This is a genomic window from Planococcus beijingensis (genome assembly GCF_016820615.1).
Lineage (GTDB): Bacteria > Bacillota > Bacilli > Bacillales_A > Planococcaceae > Planococcus > Planococcus notacanthi.
This window is the reverse complement of sequence record NZ_JADHDZ010000002.1, coordinates 393,912-411,986: the sequence shown is the minus strand read 5'-3', so window position 1 is coordinate 411,986 and position 18,075 is coordinate 393,912. Positions and strand designations below refer to the sequence as shown.

Here is an 18,075-nt window from a genome sequence, read left to right as displayed (position 1 = left end):
AAAAGTGAAAGTTGCCAGAAGGAATGGCATAATGGCAAAGAGAGAACGTCAGTTGAGGAGGAACCGGTATGGTGAAATGGAAAGAAGAAATGGTGATTGAGGCCGATATCGAAAAAGTATGGAGTTTGTTCCGGGATGACAACGTGAAAAAATTGATGCCCAAAGTAGAAGAGCATATTCTGTTGGAAAACGACAATGACCAGTTTGGTGCCAAACATGCCCAAAGCTACCATGAAGGGAACCAGCTGCAAACTTATATCGTCGAGACCGTCGGTTATGAGGATACACCCGATAAAAAACGTAAACAAACACAGTTTGAGATGGGCCAGAGTTTTGATGTGTTTTATTCGTTTACGCTGTTGAAAGACGGTGAAAACCGGACAAAGTTCATTTACGAAGGCTCGAACAAAGGCAAGGGGTTAATGGGCAAGGCGATGCTGCTGACGGGCAGCAAGAAAACACGCCAGCAAACCGTCCAGACGTTCATGGAGCGCGTACGCGAGGAAGCTTTGAAACTTTAGGGGGACGAAAAGATGGTGCACTGGAATGAGCAACGGGTGATCCATGCTCCTATTGATAAGGTATGGGCACTGTTTTTGGATGACCGGCTGCAAACCATTATGCCGCAGCTGAAAAAACACCAATTGATCGAAGGCCCGCCTAACCAAGTGGGTTCCAAGTATGCGCAGCAAAACCAGATGGGCAACCGGTTGGTCAGCTATGTCATGGAAATCACTGCTTATGAAGATTTGCCGAATGGCAAGCGCAAAGACCTCAGCTTTGTGGCAGGGGGGCTTTTCAAGATCTCCTTAAGCTTTAACTTAAGCAAAATCAGTGATGAAGAGACCTTATTCGTCTATAGCGGTTCCAATACGGGGGCCAATTTGGCGGGGAGGGCTTTGCTGAAGCTTGACCCGAACGACAGCAGCAGAGAGCAGGCAAAAGAATTGGTGGAGCGGGTGCGCACAAAGGCAGAATCTTAAAGGTAAATGACAACAATCATACAAGAACGGTTCCTTATTTAACAGAAAACCATGAAAATAGATGAACAAACAACTATAAACAAAATAGAAACAAAAGAGCTTTCATCTGTCGATATGTCAAAAACAGAAGGTAAGCTCTTTTTTTAAAGATATGTAACAAACTACTTAAGGATTTAACATATAAGTTCAAAAACGTCTACAAGAAAAATTAAAAATCAATAAATTACCTCAATTGAAACAAGAAACAACATAGATTAAAAGAATCGTGCAAAGTAATAGCAGAAAAACAAGGCTTTTCGTGACAGCTGAAGGCTGTATTTGTATGATATAGGAAATGAGCATAGCTACTTCATCATCCATAGGGGGATTGGAACATGATCAAGGTCTATGAAAAAGAACAGGTTTTGTGCGTAGAAGGAATTTTAGAAGAAACGCGCAGCAAAGTATTTGTGTATCTGGTTGACGGCATGCTGATTGATACGGGCGCCGAGAAACTTCAAAAAGAATTAGAGGTGTTTTTCACTGATCATTCGTTTGACCAAGTCGTCTTGACGCATCACCATGAAGATCATACCGGAAACGCCGCATGGCTCCAGCAACATGTTGAAGTTCCATTTTTTCTTCATCCACTGGGCATGCCAATAATTGAAGATGATGGAGAGTACCCGGAATACCGAAAAATCACCTGGGGCAATCGGCGCGCCTTTAACGCTTTGCCGCTTGGGGAGCGCGTCCGCTCCCGGACACTAGAATGGCAAGTGATCCATACACCTGGACACGCCGACGACCATGTTGCCTTGTTTCATGAAGAATCGGGCCGTCTGTTTACCGGAGATCTTTTTGTGTCCCCTAAAACGCGCGTTATGATGAAAACAGAGTCGGTCCCGCTCATCATGGCATCGCTGCGTAAATTACTGGCGCTGCCATTCACATCGGTCTTCTGCAGCCATGCGGGTTTTTTGGAAAACGGACGCGCCTTGCTTGAACAGAAGCTGAACCACTTGGAAAACCTGCAGCAAACAATCATTGATCGTTATAAAAAAGGACAGACCCCAAGCGAAATCAATCAACAGCTTTTTCAAAAAACTTATCCGATCATCAAGTTTTCGAACAGGGAATGGGACACCATCCATATTGTCACTTCTGTCGTCTTTGATTTTGAAAGCAGGAAGAACCAGTGTATACAGCCTCGTGCAAATACATTAGGCATCCTCAGAAAAGGAAATGCATTTCTCCTGGAACAGCAATTCGTGCGTCATTCTAAAGGAGTCGGCCCTTTCTACCGGCCGTTGGGCGGCACGATTGAGCTGGGAGAGACTTCAGTAGATGCGCTGAAAAGAGAGTTTAAAGAAGAAATCGATGCAGAAATCCGCGTTGGGCGGTATATGGACGTCCTCGAAAACATCTATGCCTTAAACAAAAGGGTTTTCCATGAAATCTCCCTTGTCTACGAAGTGGAATTCATGGATTCTGAACAGTTCCAGAGAGAATCCTTTGAGGTGACAGAAGGAAGCAAAAAAAAGCTGGCGAAATGGGTCAGTTTGGGTGAATTGGCACTGGAAGAAACCACGCTTTATCCGGACGGGCTGCTCGCCTTGCTCCAACAATTGCCGGAACCAGTCCAAACCAAAACCTGATTGCATATAACGCTAGAACTGCATTAGTGGGCTAGCAGAACTCTAAGAGAAGTTTTGGTATACTGAAGGCAGAAATTCAGCCTGTTGCAGTCTGAGGATGAGAGGAGCAAGCCCTTCATGACTTATTTGATTATGTTAGTGGAATTATTGGCAATTGCACTGTTCATCTATTACGTCAGTGGCCGATTGATGGGTTCGAAAGTCAATTTTACGAAAAGAATCCTTTCCGTGCTGCTCGGGGTCAGTTTGACGACATTCGTCTATTGGTATTCGTATCTGCGCTATACGGACTTTTCAACTGAAAGCATCGCCTTTGCGGTTACAGACGCCAGCGCCATCATTTGGATCGGCAGTATGCTGCTGATTTCCATGTTGTTCTACTTGTTTTTCGAACTGTTCGATCCAATTGAACTCGGCGAACGGGGAGAGCGCATCACTGGGCGGAAATTTATCGTTCAACGGCTAAGACACCGGTGGCGCCGCCAAAAACGCCTGAGCCAAGTACTTGAAATTGCTGTCCGGAACGGATTTTCCCGCACAATCCGTTATGCCCGCCACCGGGAAAGCAATCGTGATTTCGCCATTGCTTTCCGCGATACGCTGGAACAAAGCGGGGGCATCTTCATCAAATTCGGCCAGGTGCTGTCCACTCGCACCGAGCTGTTTTCACCCGTCTTCATCGAAGAACTGGAAACCCTGCAGCAGGATGTCAAACCCCTGACCAGCGACCAAGTTACGAGCATTCTAAAGAATTCCTTATCGGCAAGCATTGAAGATGTCTTCTCGGAATTTGATATGGAGCCGCTCGCTGCAGGTTCCATCGGCCAAGTGCACCGGGCTGTGCTGCGGAAAACGCAGGAAGACGTAGTGGTGAAATTGCTGCGTCCTGAAGTGAAAGGCATCATGCGCAATGATTTAGACATTCTCGTCGAATTCGCCGATTGGGTCGCCAGCAAGTCGAAATGGGCAGAGAATATCGGTTTCCGTGAACTCGCCATCGGTTTTGCGAACGGGCTGCGCGAAGAAATCAATTTCGGGATTGAGACGCGCAATACCATCCAAGTGGCCAACGCACTCAAAAAGAGTGATTACTTGGTGAAGATTCCGCACGTCTACCGGGAATACAGCAACGACAACTTGATCGTCATGCAGTTTTTCAAAGGGAAGAGCATTTCCAGAGGGCAAGACGTTTTTGACCAGTTTAATGTCGACCAGAAAGAGTTTGGGCGGACGGTGCTGTTTTCCTTTTTTGAACAGATGCTGTTTTCCGGGATCTTTCATGCCGATCCGCATCCGGGCAATATCTTCATCGATGAAAAAGATGGACAGCCGGTTCTTCTGGATTTTGGTGCTGTTGGACGTTTGGCCGCTCCGCAGCAGGACGGTTTGAATCTGTTCATCATCGGAGTCCAGCAAAATGACGCAGAAGTCATTTGCGACGCCATCAATGCACTTGTAGAAGACAATAGCCAGATTGACCGCCAAAAGCTTGAACAAGCGGTCGGGCAATTGCTGCTGAAGATATCGTACGTCGACAAGATCCAGACGGAAGAACTGATCCATGCCATGTTTGATATCGTCCGTGAGTTTGGTTTAGCCTTCTATCCTTCTGTCGGCATGGCGCTGCGTTCACTGATCAGCCTCGACAGCACGCTCCATACCATCGATCCGAAGTTCGATATGTTCACCGAAGCCAAAGTCTTCGCGAAGAAATACAAAACCGCTGTGCTGAAGAAGCCGTTTACCGAACCACGCGAAACCAAACAAAAAATCGAAGAAGAATTGGCCTTGTTGATTCCGGAAATGATGAAGTTGCCGAAACGCGCCGATCAATTGATCCAGCGCATAGAAGGCGGTAAAATCATCCTGCACCACGACGTGTTTTCCGACAAACACAACGCCAATTTCATCCTTCAATTGTTTTCCCGTTTCGTGCTGCTGTTGTCAGGCATCACGTTCGGTTTGATATCAGCCGCTTTGCTCGCAATTGCACAGTTCATCAATACCCAATACGCCATCTACTTGAACACCGCTGCTTATACCGGATTGTTCCTGTGCGTCATCCTGTTGGTGCGACTGTCTATCCAGGCCATACGTGATATGAAGCGAAGCAATGCCTAGAAGAGCATATATCCTGAGAAGGGTATATGCTCTTCTATTTTTATTGGCTTTTTGACCGCTCAATTTTCGTTAGTCATCGAGAAGTTAAATTTCAAAAATGAAGGAACAGCAAGACATCTTGATTTGCAAAAATCGTCTTAAAATATATTTGTAATTTAAAATTTTAATATTCAGTAAATTTAGGTATGCTATTTTTATGTAAACATCGGGAGATTTTCTTGCTATGCACCATTTTTTATATAACAGTAAAAACGCTATAAAAGAAAAAGCAGCGTTTAACTAAAAAGGAGTGCTACGCCATGGGCAAGTCGAAACCGGTATTAGAGATGATTGATTTGATTGGGAATCTCCTCTATATCTTTTTATCAATTTACTTTATTTATTATATGTTGACTAATGAAATTGAATTTCGATACTTAGCGATAGTGCCATGTTTTTTCTTTATCCAAGGAATTTTAGGCCTGGTTGCATGGAAAAGAAGAAAAGAAGCCTAGCATGTATATATGATTAACTGATAGTTAAATTATAGTTTTCAGGGAGGCGCTTGGATGTTTGATCAGGGCTTTCCTGAACAGTTGAAAGAGGACGTTCTTGCCGTAACCAGATTGATTGCCATAAATCGGCGAATGCTGCTATGGAGATGCCTGAGCAATTTATTCATTATGTACATAAAGGCAAGGCTATTCAATTCCCTTATCGCATCTATTACGTGGACATTCCAGATAAAGCGGCCGCCAAGTTAAGCCCTCAGCAAAAAATGATTCTGCACTGCATCTATTCAAGAAGCCACGATGGCTTGGTACGCCAAAAGCATCTGCGCTGCTTGCTGCAAATGGATTATAGAGAGTGGGCTATCCCTTATATCGTGAAAATCTGTGATGAATACGTTGCAGAGATACTGGAGATGGTTTATGGCTTATTGAAGAATCAGGATACCATCGAGATTCAGCGCTTTTGTTTAGAAAACAAAGAGTCGTTCTGCAGAAGCTACAGCAGAATGATCAGCTATTGGAACGAATATCACCGGTTAAACTCTCCTGATTTTCAGCAATATGTGGGCCGGAAGTTGTTTAGAGAGTGTCTAGGATACAAAAAGTCAATGGAACTGAAGACCAAACCATCATTACACTAAGTAAAAGCCTATTAAAAACACTAATCCGACCTAACCCACCAATTCGCAGCCGAATTGGTGGGTTTTTCAGGATAAAATCATGACTCATCACTTTGGATTAAATTTAAGTTAGAAGCTCTGGAAATAAATTGAAAGAAAATTGAAACGATTCATCTTCTCATTCGTATTATTACCAAGAACGGACTTTTGAAATACAGAAATTAACCAATGGGGAGGGATTTTATGTATTTTATTAAAAAGAACGAAGAAGCATCTCGGAAGAATCATGTTGGTTTTTCGGTTTTACTGATTGTCAGTTTCCTGCTTATGGGATGTTCCACCGGCGATACTGAAGAAGGTAACGGGGCGGAAGCCAAAGAAGCTGTAGATAAAAACGAACAGGCCATTCGAGCCGTTGTTGAAGAGGAATTCAATGGTCCAGACGAGGAATATAAAGAATTACTGAATGCAGCGATGGAAGCACAGGTTTCAGAAGAGTATATGGATGATTACGAAGCCTACTTGGAATCACCTGAATACCAGGCGTTAATGAGCTATATGGAAGAAACGTACGCTTCTTATTTTACAGAGAACGGCTATGATCATTTCATCAATTCCACGCCGGCTTTTATGTATTCAAGCTTTGAACAAGACTATGAGTTAACTCCTTCCGCTATTGAAATCACTCAAAACGAAGCCGAAGATACGTTATACGATATTAGTTTCCAAGTAGCGTACACAGATGGAAACGGTGAATCGAGTGACTACCATTTCGAAGGGAGTGCCACTGTCCCTGAAGAAGGAAAAATCGGGAAGATTGAGTATTTGGACGGCTATGAAGATGGACTGCATCAAGCACTCACCAACAATGAATAAACATAGTTTGACTGAACGCGGCCTTTTAGGCGGCGTTTTTTCATTAATCGCCTGATTTGAGAAACGTCCAAGTGTACACAATCTACATTCCGTTGGCTCCCATGTTTGACATATCGAATAAAATCGATATACAATGCGTCTATGGATAATTTAAATGAATTAGATGTATTTAAAGCGTTGTCGAACAAGACTCGTCTGGATATACTGAAGTGGCTGAAAGAACCCGAAAAGAATTTCCCGAAACAACAGGCCCATTTGCCGAAGGAGGTCAGCATTGAAGGTGGGGTTTGTGTGGGGGATATTCAAGATAAAGTGAACTTATCCCAGTCCACGGTTTCGCATTACTTGTCACTTATGCAAAAAGCCGGGCTTTTGGAAGCAGTCCGCTATGGGCAATGGACGTATTACAGACGCAATGAAGAGACATTGGCTAAAATTGCAGAGTTCGTGAAACAGGAGATTTGATTCTTTTGGAAACGGACCTCTGCCTGATTTACATATCGATTATTCTAGATATATCTATATTTTAAACTCCAGACTTTTTAAGATAAGAGTAGGGAAGGCACCACACGAAAAGTATTGGAGTGAATTATTTTATGGCCATACAGGCGCGAAAAGATCTATTGAATACAAAACAGAAGGTATTGGCATTTACTTTAACGTTATTGACTTTTGTGATGGGGACCAGCGAGTTTGTCATTGTCGGGCTTTTAACAGAAGTCTCGACCGATTTGAATATCACATTGGCTACGGCAGGGACATTGATTTCAGGATTTGCGATTGCTTATGCCATCGGCACACCGCTGCTTACGGCTTACGTCAGCCGGTTTCCCAAATATCCATTGATGCTTTTATTTATAACGATTTTCATCATCGGCAACATCATCAGTGCTTTATCAGGTTCTTATGAACTCTTAGTGGTGTCGCGTATCTTAACAGCCGTTGTCAGCGGTGTATTGATCGCCTTGTCGATGAGCATCGCCAGTGACACCATGCCCGAAGCCAAGAAAGGGTCAATCATTGCCCTCATTTTTGCCGGATTCACGATTGCCAACGTTCTGGGGGTTCCTTTAGGGACGTTTATCGGACAGCTTGGCAATTGGCAGCTGACTTTCTGGTTTACAGCCCTCTTGGGTGTCATCAGTCTGGGGATCAGCATTTTCATTATCCCGAAACACTTGCAGGTTGAAAAAGCATCCGCTAAAGAACAGTTGAAATTACTGACGAATCCGCGGATGGTGTTGGCGTTCTTTATCCCGACGTTCGCCATTGCGGGTACTTATACTGTCTATACCTATATCACACCGATTCTTGAAGACGGATTGGGAATTCCGACAGCGTATATCAGCATAATACTTTTGGCGTACGGCGCGTTTTCCATCCTCAGCAATGTATTGGCAGGGAAAATTGCCAGCCATAACGGCATCAGCAAATTGCGCTTTGTCTTTATCGTTCAAGCCATCATCTTAGGATCGCTGTTCTTTACCATGCAATCGACGGTTGCCGGTCTCATCAGCATCTTATTGATGGCCGTCATGATCTACGTCATGAACGCGACGATTCAGCTGTATTTGATGAATTTGGCGGCGGTGTATTTTCCGGCTGCCAAAGACTTTGCTTCATCGTTGACGCCAGTCGCTGTCAACATCGGCATTGCACTGGGAGCGACACTCGGCGGATATGTCGTGGCACATGGCAGTTTGATTCATCTATCCTGGGTTGGCGGACTGTGTGCACTGATTGCATCCGGTTTGTCGTTCATCAGTTACCGGTTGGACCAAAAAGAAGTAAACGTCAATGCTCCGGCGTATCAGGGGGCAAAATAATAATTCGAATGGACGCCCAGCAGTTAGCTGGGTGTTTTTTTTTGCCTTTTTAAGAGCTTCGTTGAAACGGATGACTCAATCGCCCGTATACTCATAAACAGCTTTTTTAATCGCCGTTAAATAACCCTTTATAATTAGGAGAGTGGCAAATATGTCATCCATCGCATTTCTGGCTTCATTAAGGCCATTTGCCATTCCGCAAGAGATTCAGGATAAACAAAACCAAATCACCTTTAAAACAGAAGAAGAGCTTCTGTCTTTTTCTGTTCAACCACTAGACGATTATTGGCTTAAAGAAACTGAAGGATTGTTTACGCTTCCTTATTTATATGAAGCTTACGGGTTGGAACATACGGATTTTTTGCTGTATCTTGAAAAATACATGGAAACAGGTGACGTGTTGGAAATATACAGCGTCCCTAATCAGCATGGATTCAGCATGTACAAGCAAAAACTATTGGAGCGGCCGAGACCGATCCATATAAATGTAGGCTGCCATACATACCGAGACACATTCGGCTTGTATCAACTGACTCACGACAATTGGGTGACCGAATTAAGCCATCGACATTACCTTTCAGAGCACGGCATTACGACATTCGTAAAGTATTTATCCATAGGTCTGGAGGCGCTATAAATGAAGAAAATCATTTCTGTAGTCATGCTGAGTTGGATGCTAGCTGCTTGCAGCGAAGAAACCGGAAGCTACGCGATAATTATCGTAATAAATGACATTGAATATGGGGGTACGGAAGAAACGCTCGATGGCTATGAGATTGATAAAATAAAAGGGACTATCACAAAGAAAGTTCCTGCGGACGTTTTCCCAGCAAATAATCAATCCAATGTTTTTGAAGCAGGAACGACCGTTTATTCTGTGAAAGGTGAAAACGCGTTTGTTATTGTTGAAGAACCAGACGGCCAAAAGCATTTGATGCAGCGTGCGCCAAGTGCCAATAACAAATAGAATGAAACGGAACAGATACTAATGGATTAAATGAGCGGTTAGTATGCCTGATGATTGTAAAGGGGATATTTGAAGTAATGGATGCTGTGGGATACGATAAGTTTGAAAGACTGTGTAATATGTACATGAATGGCAAAGACAGAAGAAGAGCAGAAGCCAAAAAAGCCTCTTTTCTCAAAATCCTTTTTTAAGTTTACATAATATAAATTATCGGAAGTAACGTTTCACTAATTAAGTATACTCATGACAGTGAGACAGAACCGATTTTCCTGTTGAAACAAGCTGTTTTTGGTTTATTTCACGGATTTCAGCTTTTGTGTGTTTTCTGCGTATGTTTGCACATCTTTTTAATTTTACGTGTTGAATTTGTATGCTGAAGAATTTTTTTGTTTCCAGAAAAATTCTTCAGCAAGTTTTGCGTCTACAGATCCAGGTTCATGGATTGAAATAAAACTTGTCATCACACGAGCTTAATTAAACTTTACGTTCACATACACGCCAATCGTTTACATCACCAGTAAATTCCACCGGTGTCCGTCCAGATCTGCAAATGCTGCTCCGTAAAATCCATTCTGTTCCGCCGGTTCACTAAATACGAATCCGCCTGCTTGTTTCACTTTGCCGATCGTCTCATCAAGTTCTTCTTTCAAATCAACTGAAATCGAAAATAATGCTTCTGTCGACTGGTCGGTATCCGTTAATGCATTGAGCGAATAGTTTTTAAATCGCTCCTCCAAAACCAGCATGACATGTACTTGATGAACCCCGACGACCATCCCAACCATTTCATTGCCGGCTTGTCCTAGCTCCATGACGTTAAACCCAACCGCACTGAAAAACTCCCGGGATCTCTCCAAATCTTTGACTGGCAGATTGATCCACAACTCTTTCACGATTTCTCACCTGCTTTCTTCAATTAATGAATCTCATATTAAGTTGGTAGCCGCATTTATTACCTTGATTTTATTCTATTTATCTGAATATTCATATCATAAACACCTCTTTTCACGATTTTCCAATGAAAATCCCCCTACAAAACCGCAGTGATTTGCTGTATCTGATAACCATATATACGATTTCAAATCATTCCTTAAACGGTTCCACAGCTTTTACTGACCTTCCCCACTCCTTTGCGTGTCTGAAACCCAGAAACGGTCGCAAAAAGCAGGAGTCAGAGGTTAAAATAGATGAAGTGCAATCAACTGAGCTGCAAAGCCGAATGTCCACTTACCCATTAAAGGAGCAATCATTATGAAAAAAGGCACTCTGGTCTACTTAAGGGCCATCAAAGACGAAGACATGGAAAGCATGTACCGCTCATGCCAAGACGAAGAACTCTTGTACATGACAGGCACCCGCACTTCTTTCACATTTGATCAAATCCGTGAAAGCTATAAACGGTTCAGCCAAGATCCGAGCCGCCGCGACTTTGCGATCTGCTCCCTGGATTCAGGCGAAACAATCGGAGATCTGGCCATCCTGGACATAGACTTGCACAACAAAAAAGCGGGATTCCGAATCGCCTTGCACAGCAAGGATACGTGGAACAAAGGCTATGGTACGGAAGCCACCCAACTGGCATTGGCTTTTGCGTTTGAAGAGCTCCAGCTTAACCGCCTGGAATTAGAAGTGTATTCCCATAATATACGAGGAATAAAAGCATACGAAAAAGCGGGATTTAAAAAAGAAGGCACATTGCGGCAATCTCTTTACTGGAATCACCGCTATTCCGATGAAATCCTGATGGCCATGCTTCGGAAAGATTATGACAACCGCAAACAGTTCTAGCACTCTTCGCCAGCAAATATTTTCTTTTAGTATTCTTCGCCGCAAGAATTTCCTATCAATTCTTGCGGCGTTTTTTAGTTTCTTTTTAAATTTACCGGTATTATACAGAAATACTTATTAATTCTTGTTATACTAAAAGAAAACGGAAATGAGCGATTCTTTTGTCGAAAGCAACGGAAATTAATACAGTCCCTCTCATCTTTTATACAGTCGAACCTTTTGAAAGTACTCATGGACAATCTCTGAACCAGCCGCTCCACCGGCATTCCGAAACCGTGGAATTGCTGTTGGTGCTTGAAGGCACTGTGCACTGTCGTCTAGAAGGAAAAAGCTGCAAAGCTCCTGCTGGCAGCGTACTAGTCATTCCGCCAGGAACCTGGCATGAGCTGAGGTATACAGCCTCTAAACAGCAAAGCGGATACCGACTGGCTTTTAGTGGGTACCCGCTCCTTGCCCCTTCCTTTTCTGACTGGCCCCCTGTTATTCCAATCAGCGACCTGCACACGCTTAAAGCCCTGTTTGCCCGTCTGCAAAAGGAAAAAACGCAGCCTCATGCAGAACAAGCGGTGCATCACTTGATCGGCCTGATTCTGGCACTGATCAGCCGGTCCATGGAAAACCGCAAGGCGACTGCACTCCATAACCGGGAAAATACCATCCAGGAAATCAAACTCTATATGGAAGAAAACCATAGCCGCTCCTTGACGCTCGAGGACATCGCCGGTCGTTTCAGCTTGAACAAATACCAGCTGGCTCGCACTTTCCAGCAAGTAACGGGCATCAGCCCCCTTCAATACCTCATCTCTTGCCGTATGGACGCAGCGAGGCAACTCCTCTTCGCCACCGATATGCCGGTTGCTGAAGTAGCCCAAGCGACCGGCTACAAAAGCATCACTCAATTCCAAGCAGCGTTTAAAAAAGCAGCGAGCAAGACCCCTCGTCAATATCGCATTGCCTGTAAAACCGCTGACCAAATCGAGGAAATTAAATAAAAAATGGAATTTGTTTGAAAACTGCTTTATCATAAATAACAAGAAATTATATTTCGAAATTGTACACCAGCAAATTTGCGGATTTTATTGGTCATCAGTTTAAATTTGGGAGGAACAAATCAATGAAAAATGATGGCAAAAACAGTGACAACGGAGCGGTCCCAGACCTTTCTTCTTTAAATGGCTTACTCTATAAAGACTTGTTTGATGGCATGATCCAGCAAGCGCCCGTCGGCATGTATATATTAACTGGCTGGTCTTACAGCTATGTCAATCAGCACTTTTGTGAACTTATCGGCTACAGCGAAGAAGAGTTGTTGAACGGGGACGTCACGTTACCGGACCTTGTCCATTCGGAAGACCTGCCCTTTATCCGGACACGGGTAGTGGCGGCTTCTGGTTCGCTGGATAGCTACGCGCGCTACCGGCTCCGGGTGTAGAAACGCAGCGGAGAAATGAGGCATGTGGAAGTCCATTCAACCAAGAAACGGCTGCATGGAAAAGACGTCTTGTTCGGAACCGTTATAGACGTCACTGCAGAAATCACAGCTGCGCTGCAGTTGAAAGAAAATGAAGAACGGCTAAATTCCCTGTTCGCTTATAATCCGGATGCGGTCTTCACTTTCGATTTGGAAGGGAATTTTATTACAGCCAATCCAGGATGTGAAACCCTGTCCGGCTATTCGATTTCGGAACTGCTTCAATTATCCTTCATTCCGCTGATTGTTACGGAAGATTTGCCGACTGCCCTGTTTCATTTTGAAAATGCATTGCGCGGCATTGCCGAAACGTATGAAATTGCTATTACCCGAAAAGATGGCAATAGAAGGAACTTGATGGTGACCGCTTTTCCGATGAAGTCAGGCGGCAACATCATCGGCGCCTATTGTATCGCGAAAGACGTCACCGATGCGGCCAACCATAAAAAACTATTGGAAGAATTAGTGTTTTTCGATCCATTGACACGCTTGCCCAACCGCAAATTATTTGAAGACCGGCTCAAACAGGCAATTGAAGCATCACTTCCCCATGAACCTCAACCGACGGTGCTGTTCTTGAACCTGGATCGCTTCAAATTCATCAACGATTCGTTCGGCCACCGCTTCGGCGATGCGTTTTTGAAAGAAATCGCCCAGCGTCTGTTGGCAACTGTAGACAGTCCGAATACAGTGGGACGGTTTGTCGGAGATGAATTCGCGGTGCTGTTGCCGAATCACGCAAAAGAGGACGTTTTCCATCTGGCAGAACGCTTGAACGAGTCGTTGGCGGAACCTTTTGAAGTGTTGGGCCATTCCGTGTCCATCTCCGCAAGCGTGGGCATCGCTTTCAGTTGTGGCCCGAAAGAAAGTGTGGAGGGCCTGATCAAGAAAGCAGACACGGCCATGTACTATACCAAAAAACACAAGACCCACGACTACGCGGTTTATTCCGAAGAACTGGATCAACGGTCCGCTTACAAATTGAGCATCGAGCGGGAACTGAAGACGGCCATCGCCAAACAGCAGTTGGTTCTCCATTACCAGCCAATTGTTGCGCTGCCAAGCACCAAGCTGAGCGCGATGGAAGCGTTGATCCGCTGGAACCACCCGGAGCTCGGCATGGTGCCTCCTGACCACTTTATTCCCGTATCCGAGGAAAACGGCCAGATTGTCGCCATCGGCCGCTGGGTCCTCTATACCGCCTGCATGCAGAACAAAGCCTGGCAAGATCAGGGACACCCTTCCATCAAAATTTGCGTCAACATCTCCACCATCCAACTGCATCAGCCCAATTTTGTCCAAACGGTCAAAGCCGTTTTGGAAGAAACTTGCCTGGAAGCCAAGTGGCTGGAACTGGAAGTGACAGAAAGCATTTTACTGGAAGAGACGGACTCCTTAAAACAAAGCCTCTGCGCTTTAAAAGAACTGGGTGTTTCCTTGTCCATAGATGATTTTGGGACGGGGTATACGTCCCTTAGCTATTTGCGCCAGTTTTCATTTGACCGCATCAAAATCGACCGCAGCTTTATCGAAGACATCAACAATGAACTAAAAGGCAAAGCGATCACGTCCACCATCATCTCACTGGCCCATCAATTGGACATGACGGTAGTGGCTGAAGGCATTGAAGACGAAGCCCAGTTGGCATTCCTGCAAAGTGAACGGTGCAATGAGGGCCAAGGGTATTACTTTAGCCGCCCGCTTCCGGCAGAGCTGCATGATTTGCCTCGTCTGTTCAACCCATCCCGTATTTGAGTGACATTGACGAATCGATCGATCCGATACATTGCAATCTAATAAAAGAACATAAAATGATGACGCACAACAAAAAGGCAGCCGCTATTTTTTCAGCAGGCTGCCTTTCTCGTTGGATTCATTCCTATTCAGGAAGGCGGGTCACTGTCTTCAACATACGCGTCGATGACTACCGGGATGCGGCTGTTTTTGGCTTTGGCCAATACGTCTTTCAGTTCAAGCCGTGTCTTTGCCGTGTAGCCTTCCCCTCCGCAGGCGCGTGCGAATGCCGCAAAGTCGATGTTCGCCAACTCAACTTGTGTCGCTTCATTGCCCATTTCTTCCTGTTCGTGTTCGATCAGCTGGATTTTCTGGTTGTTGAAGATGACGAGAATCATCGGCAGCCGGTATTTGACCGCCGTGACAAAATCCTGCATCCCCATCGAAAAACCGCCATCCCCAAGTAAAGATACGACTTGCTTGTCCGGATAGGCGAGTTTGCCGGCAATGGCGCCCGGCAGTCCGCAGCCCATGGTCGCAAGCCACGCCGACACGACAAGCTGCTGGTCCGTCAGCTGCAAATAACGCGCGCTCCACAACGTGACACTGCCGACGTCCAAAGACACCACTGCGTCCCGCTCCAGGATCTCCTGGACTTCTGCGATGACATGCTGCGGCTGCAGCTGTTCGGTGACTGACGCCATGTCGTCTTGCAGAGTCTTGTGCCATTCGGTCCGTTTCTCCTGGTACTTCAAGAGGAACCCTTCATCTTTATCTTTCAGGTTAGCGGTCAGCCAAGCCGCTGCCGGAGCCAATTCCCCGACCAGCCCGACCAACACCGGATAATACTTGCCGATGACTTTCGGGTCGATATCGATTTGGATGGCCGGCACGTCGTCCGGCAAATACTCCCGGTACGGGAAGGCGGTGCCTGCCAGTATCAACAGGTCTGCTTCTTTCATGGCCTGTTCCGACGGTTCTGTGCCGAGCTGCCCCAATTGGCCGAGGTTATGCGGATGATTATCCGGAATGATGCCTTTTGCCGGAAACGATGCGATGAGCGGCGCTTTCAGCTTTTCAGCGAATGCCAGCACTTCGGCTCTGGCGTGGGCCGCGCCTTTTCCGGCCAGAATGACGGGTTTCTTCGACGCCCTCAATAAACGCAGCGCATCCTGCAGGTCTTCTTCATGGGCACGGATGGTCGGCATGGCATACGCAGAAGACGTCAGCACTTTGTCGCGTTTGATTTTGGTGCCGAACAAGTCATCAGAGACGATCAGCACCGCCGGCCCTTTTTCGGCGTAAGCGGTCCGGATCGCTTGATTCAGCATGTCCGGCAGCTGTTCCGCGTTTTGGACGCGGCGGTTGTAGACGGCGACTTCTTCAAACAGCGACTCCATTTTCAGTTCCTGGAAACTGTCGGTGCCGACAAGGTCGCTGCTGACTTGCCCGACAATCGCCAGCACCGGTGTTTTGTCTTTTTGGGCGTCGTACAGGCCGTTTTGCAGATGCACCGCTCCGGGACCTGCAATGGACAGGCAAACGCCGATTCTGCCAGTTAATTTCGAATACGCGGACGCCGCAAGCGCTCCGGTTTCTTCGTGCCGGATCTGGATAAAGCGGATGGCTTCTTCTTTCCGCAGCTCTTCCATAAATTCATTGATAGAGTCTCCGGGCATCCCGTAGATGTGGTCGATATCCCAATCCTTCAGCAACTCAACGACATAGCTTCCTGCTGTCCGTTCAAACATGGACATCCCTCGCTTTCAACAGTTGGGGCGCAACCCCTTTTCTCTTGCTCATACCTCTAGCCGTGGAGAGTTAAACGTCAGGCATGAAAAAAGCGCCCCTGTGCCACTTGCCAGCAATGGAGCGCTTGCCAGCAATGGAGCGCTTGGGCTTATTTCGAGTTGCCGGAATCATTGCGGTAAAAGCGATCTTCGCGTTTTTTCTCCATCCAGCTCCAGAGCGCGAAAAGGGCTGCCGCAATCGCCACGACCAGTAACGAAGCATAAAAGACAAAGTCGAAATCCATTTCCCGGACAATGACTTCGTCGACTCCGGCAAGATTGAATTGGCTGTAAGTGATGCTGTCATAGCCGATCCACCAATAAGCCAAAGGCAAACCGAGGACCAAACCGCCAAACAATGAACCGAAAAACTTCTTCATATACAGTCTCCCTCTCTTTTTTGTTCATTCCACCGGTTCGGGCGGATAGGCCGGATAACGGTAGATGTGCTTGAATTTCCCGCTTTTTGGATGAGCCTGAGGCGTTTCCTTGGCGAGAATCACATGGACGCGAATTCCCTGTAGTTGAAAAAACGCCTGCAGTTTCTCGTCAGCTTCATGAAATGCCTGTTCCGGGTCCTGTGCCTGCAGGCGGAGTTCAAGGGTGTCTTCATTCCGCTGGATCAATTGGAAGCGCTCGATGGCCTTAACCTTCGATAGCACGGACTGCAAGGCGAGCGGTGCGATGCGCTGGCCACCGGAAAATTGCAAAATATCATCCGTGCGCCCTTCCAGTTGGATCCACCGCGTTTTCTTGCCGCACGGGCATGGGTCGCTATGAATAATGGCACGGTCCGTCAGTACGTATCGGATGAATGGCTGCGTCAAATTGAATAAATTGGTGATCAGCAGCTGTTCCGCTTGCTGCCCGTCAGCGACCGGACGGAATTCCGCATCCACCGCTTCGACGATCAGCCAGTCTTCGTTGAGGTGGTAGCGCCCTTCCCGGCATTCACAGGCGATGGTGCCCGCTTCTGTAGAGGCATAAGTCGATTGGACGGTGCAGCCGAACGCTTCGCTGAGCTCTTTGCGCAATTTGTCGCTCAAGTGTTCACCGCCCGCCATGAGCAGTACCGGAGAGATGGCCAGCTTGCCGCTCCGCTGTTCCGGCAGCAGCAGTTCCAGTGCCGTCGGGTAGCCGCCGAGGAGCGCGGGCTGGAACTCATTCAGCTGTCGGACGATGCTGTCGGTGTCTTGCCGCACATCTATGATGATCTGGTCTTTTTTCCAAGGCATGCGCCGCTGATTCATGCGGACGGTGCCGTTGCCGAGATAAAAGCTGCCGTCGACAAACAATCCGGCTGTGCGCTTGCCGTTCTTCAGAAACGCCTTCAAATCTTCCCGCTTGGCGACCGCGCGCAGCACCGCAAGTGCCGAGACGACATTCAGCGTGGTCTTGTCATACAAAACAATCGCCGGATGCCCCGTAGAACCGGACGTCGTATTGACCAAGTAGCGGCCGTTCAGTTTCCGGCCGATGTTGTCCGAGTTTTCCATAAAGCGCTCCACATCCTGCTTGGAGACGGAGCGGTCGGTAAGCCAATCGTCGAAATTCGCCATCAGATCTTTCTTGTGGGCAACAGGCAAGTCAGACAACTGAATCGGTCCGCTGATTGACACGAGCCGTTTTGCAAAATACGGACTGTGCTGTCTGGCGTGCTGCACCAGATGCATAAGGCGCTCTTGCTGCAGGTGATGGAGCTGTTCTTGAGTGAACGCCCGTGCGCTGTGCGTCAGACGGAGGGCTTTGAGTAACCCCATGCTTTTCATGC

19 protein-coding genes are annotated in these 18,075 nt (G+C 46.5%); 15 read left to right on the top strand and 4 right to left on the bottom strand.

Translation table 11 applies throughout. From position 1 onward, the window contains the following. Window positions 1-68 precede the first annotated feature (68 nt). The 11 genes from IRE19_RS08240 (at window position 69) to IRE19_RS08190 (ending at window position 9,521) form a co-directional block, all read left to right on the top strand. Complete coding sequence (locus IRE19_RS08240; RefSeq protein WP_203339976.1) at window positions 69-521, top strand: SRPBCC family protein; 453 nt, start codon at window positions 69-71, stop codon at window positions 519-521. A 12-nt stretch (window positions 522-533) separates the two neighbouring features. Next, on the top strand, window positions 534-983 hold the full coding sequence (locus IRE19_RS08235) for an SRPBCC family protein (protein ID WP_203339975.1): 450 nt from the start codon (window positions 534-536) through the stop codon (window positions 981-983). A gap of 374 nt (window positions 984-1,357) precedes the next feature. Further along, a complete protein-coding gene (locus tag IRE19_RS08230) occupies window positions 1,358-2,620 on the top strand; it encodes an MBL fold metallo-hydrolase (protein WP_203339974.1) in 1,263 nt (420 codons plus the stop codon). A 117-nt stretch (window positions 2,621-2,737) separates the two neighbouring features. Further along, window positions 2,738-4,741, top strand: coding sequence for an ABC1 kinase family protein (locus IRE19_RS08225; RefSeq protein WP_203339973.1), 2,004 nt, complete (start codon window positions 2,738-2,740; stop codon window positions 4,739-4,741). Window positions 4,742-5,040: 299 nt separating this feature from the next. After that, window positions 5,041-5,235 (top strand): hypothetical protein, encoded by a 195-nt coding sequence (locus IRE19_RS08220; protein WP_203339972.1) that lies wholly within the window; start codon window positions 5,041-5,043, stop codon window positions 5,233-5,235. 140 nt (window positions 5,236-5,375) lie between these two features. After that, complete coding sequence (locus IRE19_RS08215) at window positions 5,376-5,873, top strand: hypothetical protein (protein ID WP_238943126.1); 498 nt, start codon at window positions 5,376-5,378, stop codon at window positions 5,871-5,873. A gap of 222 nt (window positions 5,874-6,095) precedes the next feature. Continuing rightward, window positions 6,096-6,728, top strand: coding sequence for a hypothetical protein (locus IRE19_RS08210; protein ID WP_203339971.1), 633 nt, complete (start codon window positions 6,096-6,098; stop codon window positions 6,726-6,728). 141 nt (window positions 6,729-6,869) lie between these two features. Continuing rightward, on the top strand, window positions 6,870-7,193 hold the full coding sequence (locus IRE19_RS08205) for an ArsR/SmtB family transcription factor (protein ID WP_203339970.1): 324 nt from the start codon (window positions 6,870-6,872) through the stop codon (window positions 7,191-7,193). 131 nt (window positions 7,194-7,324) lie between these two features. Then, window positions 7,325-8,554, top strand: coding sequence for an MFS transporter (locus IRE19_RS08200; protein WP_203339969.1), 1,230 nt, complete (start codon window positions 7,325-7,327; stop codon window positions 8,552-8,554). Window positions 8,555-8,705: 151 nt separating this feature from the next. Further along, on the top strand, window positions 8,706-9,191 hold the full coding sequence (locus tag IRE19_RS08195; protein WP_203339968.1) for a hypothetical protein: 486 nt from the start codon (window positions 8,706-8,708) through the stop codon (window positions 9,189-9,191). Continuing rightward, the gene (locus IRE19_RS08190; protein WP_203339967.1) at window positions 9,192-9,521 is read left to right on the top strand and encodes a hypothetical protein; all 330 of its coding nucleotides are present in this window, start codon (window positions 9,192-9,194) and stop codon (window positions 9,519-9,521) included. Between the two features lie 506 nt (window positions 9,522-10,027). On the opposite strand, the gene IRE19_RS08185 is transcribed toward IRE19_RS08190, so the two are convergent. Then, window positions 10,028-10,414 (bottom strand): VOC family protein, encoded by a 387-nt coding sequence (locus tag IRE19_RS08185; RefSeq protein WP_203339966.1) that lies wholly within the window; start codon window positions 10,412-10,414, stop codon window positions 10,028-10,030. 358 nt (window positions 10,415-10,772) lie between these two features. Here IRE19_RS08185 and IRE19_RS08180 point away from each other — a divergent pair, with 358 nt between their 5' ends. The 4 genes from IRE19_RS08180 (at window position 10,773) to IRE19_RS08170 (ending at window position 14,535) form a co-directional block, all read left to right on the top strand. Continuing rightward, window positions 10,773-11,309, top strand: coding sequence for a GNAT family N-acetyltransferase (locus IRE19_RS08180; RefSeq protein ID WP_203339965.1), 537 nt, complete (start codon window positions 10,773-10,775; stop codon window positions 11,307-11,309). Between the two features lie 161 nt (window positions 11,310-11,470). After that, window positions 11,471-12,301 (top strand): helix-turn-helix transcriptional regulator, encoded by an 831-nt coding sequence (locus tag IRE19_RS08175; RefSeq protein WP_238943125.1) that lies wholly within the window; start codon window positions 11,471-11,473, stop codon window positions 12,299-12,301. A 122-nt stretch (window positions 12,302-12,423) separates the two neighbouring features. Next, window positions 12,424-12,741, top strand: a complete 318-nt coding sequence (locus tag IRE19_RS18420) for a PAS domain-containing protein (protein WP_238943124.1) — start codon at window positions 12,424-12,426, stop codon at window positions 12,739-12,741. Between the two features lie 24 nt (window positions 12,742-12,765). Further along, window positions 12,766-14,535 carry a putative bifunctional diguanylate cyclase/phosphodiesterase gene (locus IRE19_RS08170; RefSeq protein ID WP_349291263.1) on the top strand — a complete coding sequence of 590 codons (1,770 nt, stop codon included), beginning with the start codon at window positions 12,766-12,768 and terminating at the stop codon, window positions 14,533-14,535. A gap of 128 nt (window positions 14,536-14,663) precedes the next feature. Here IRE19_RS08170 and IRE19_RS08165 read toward each other — a convergent pair whose 3' ends face one another. The 3 genes from IRE19_RS08165 to IRE19_RS08155 all read right to left on the bottom strand — a co-directional run bounded on the left by IRE19_RS08165 (window position 14,664) and on the right by IRE19_RS08155 (window position 18,073). Then, window positions 14,664-16,265 (bottom strand): pyruvate oxidase, encoded by a 1,602-nt coding sequence (locus IRE19_RS08165; protein ID WP_203339964.1) that lies wholly within the window; start codon window positions 16,263-16,265, stop codon window positions 14,664-14,666. Window positions 16,266-16,414: 149 nt separating this feature from the next. Beyond that, window positions 16,415-16,684, bottom strand: coding sequence for a hypothetical protein (locus IRE19_RS08160; protein WP_203339963.1), 270 nt, complete (start codon window positions 16,682-16,684; stop codon window positions 16,415-16,417). Between the two features lie 24 nt (window positions 16,685-16,708). After that, window positions 16,709-18,073, bottom strand: coding sequence for a phenylacetate--CoA ligase family protein (locus IRE19_RS08155; RefSeq protein ID WP_203339962.1), 1,365 nt, complete (start codon window positions 18,071-18,073; stop codon window positions 16,709-16,711). Between the last annotated feature and the right edge of the window lie 2 nt (window positions 18,074-18,075).

Coding starts and splice junctions, on each gene's coding strand:
- IRE19_RS08240 (WP_203339976.1), top strand. CDS start 69: ATGGTGAAATGGAAAGAAGAAATGGTGATTGAGGCCGATATCGAAAAA.
- IRE19_RS08235 (WP_203339975.1), top strand. CDS start 534: ATGGTGCACTGGAATGAGCAACGGGTGATCCATGCTCCTATTGATAAG.
- IRE19_RS08230 (WP_203339974.1), top strand. CDS start 1,358: ATGATCAAGGTCTATGAAAAAGAACAGGTTTTGTGCGTAGAAGGAATT.
- IRE19_RS08225 (WP_203339973.1), top strand. CDS start 2,738: ATGACTTATTTGATTATGTTAGTGGAATTATTGGCAATTGCACTGTTC.
- IRE19_RS08220 (WP_203339972.1), top strand. CDS start 5,041: ATGGGCAAGTCGAAACCGGTATTAGAGATGATTGATTTGATTGGGAAT.
- IRE19_RS08215 (WP_238943126.1), top strand. CDS start 5,376: ATGGAGATGCCTGAGCAATTTATTCATTATGTACATAAAGGCAAGGCT.
- IRE19_RS08210 (WP_203339971.1), top strand. CDS start 6,096: ATGTATTTTATTAAAAAGAACGAAGAAGCATCTCGGAAGAATCATGTT.
- IRE19_RS08205 (WP_203339970.1), top strand. CDS start 6,870: ATGGATAATTTAAATGAATTAGATGTATTTAAAGCGTTGTCGAACAAG.
- IRE19_RS08200 (WP_203339969.1), top strand. CDS start 7,325: ATGGCCATACAGGCGCGAAAAGATCTATTGAATACAAAACAGAAGGTA.
- IRE19_RS08195 (WP_203339968.1), top strand. CDS start 8,706: ATGTCATCCATCGCATTTCTGGCTTCATTAAGGCCATTTGCCATTCCG.
- IRE19_RS08190 (WP_203339967.1), top strand. CDS start 9,192: ATGAAGAAAATCATTTCTGTAGTCATGCTGAGTTGGATGCTAGCTGCT.
- IRE19_RS08180 (WP_203339965.1), top strand. CDS start 10,773: ATGAAAAAAGGCACTCTGGTCTACTTAAGGGCCATCAAAGACGAAGAC.
- IRE19_RS18420 (WP_238943124.1), top strand. CDS start 12,424: ATGAAAAATGATGGCAAAAACAGTGACAACGGAGCGGTCCCAGACCTT.
- IRE19_RS08165 (WP_203339964.1), bottom strand. CDS start 16,265: ATGTTTGAACGGACAGCAGGAAGCTATGTCGTTGAGTTGCTGAAGGAT.
- IRE19_RS08160 (WP_203339963.1), bottom strand. CDS start 16,684: ATGAAGAAGTTTTTCGGTTCATTGTTTGGCGGTTTGGTCCTCGGTTTG.
- IRE19_RS08155 (WP_203339962.1), bottom strand. CDS start 18,073: ATGAAAAGCATGGGGTTACTCAAAGCCCTCCGTCTGACGCACAGCGCA.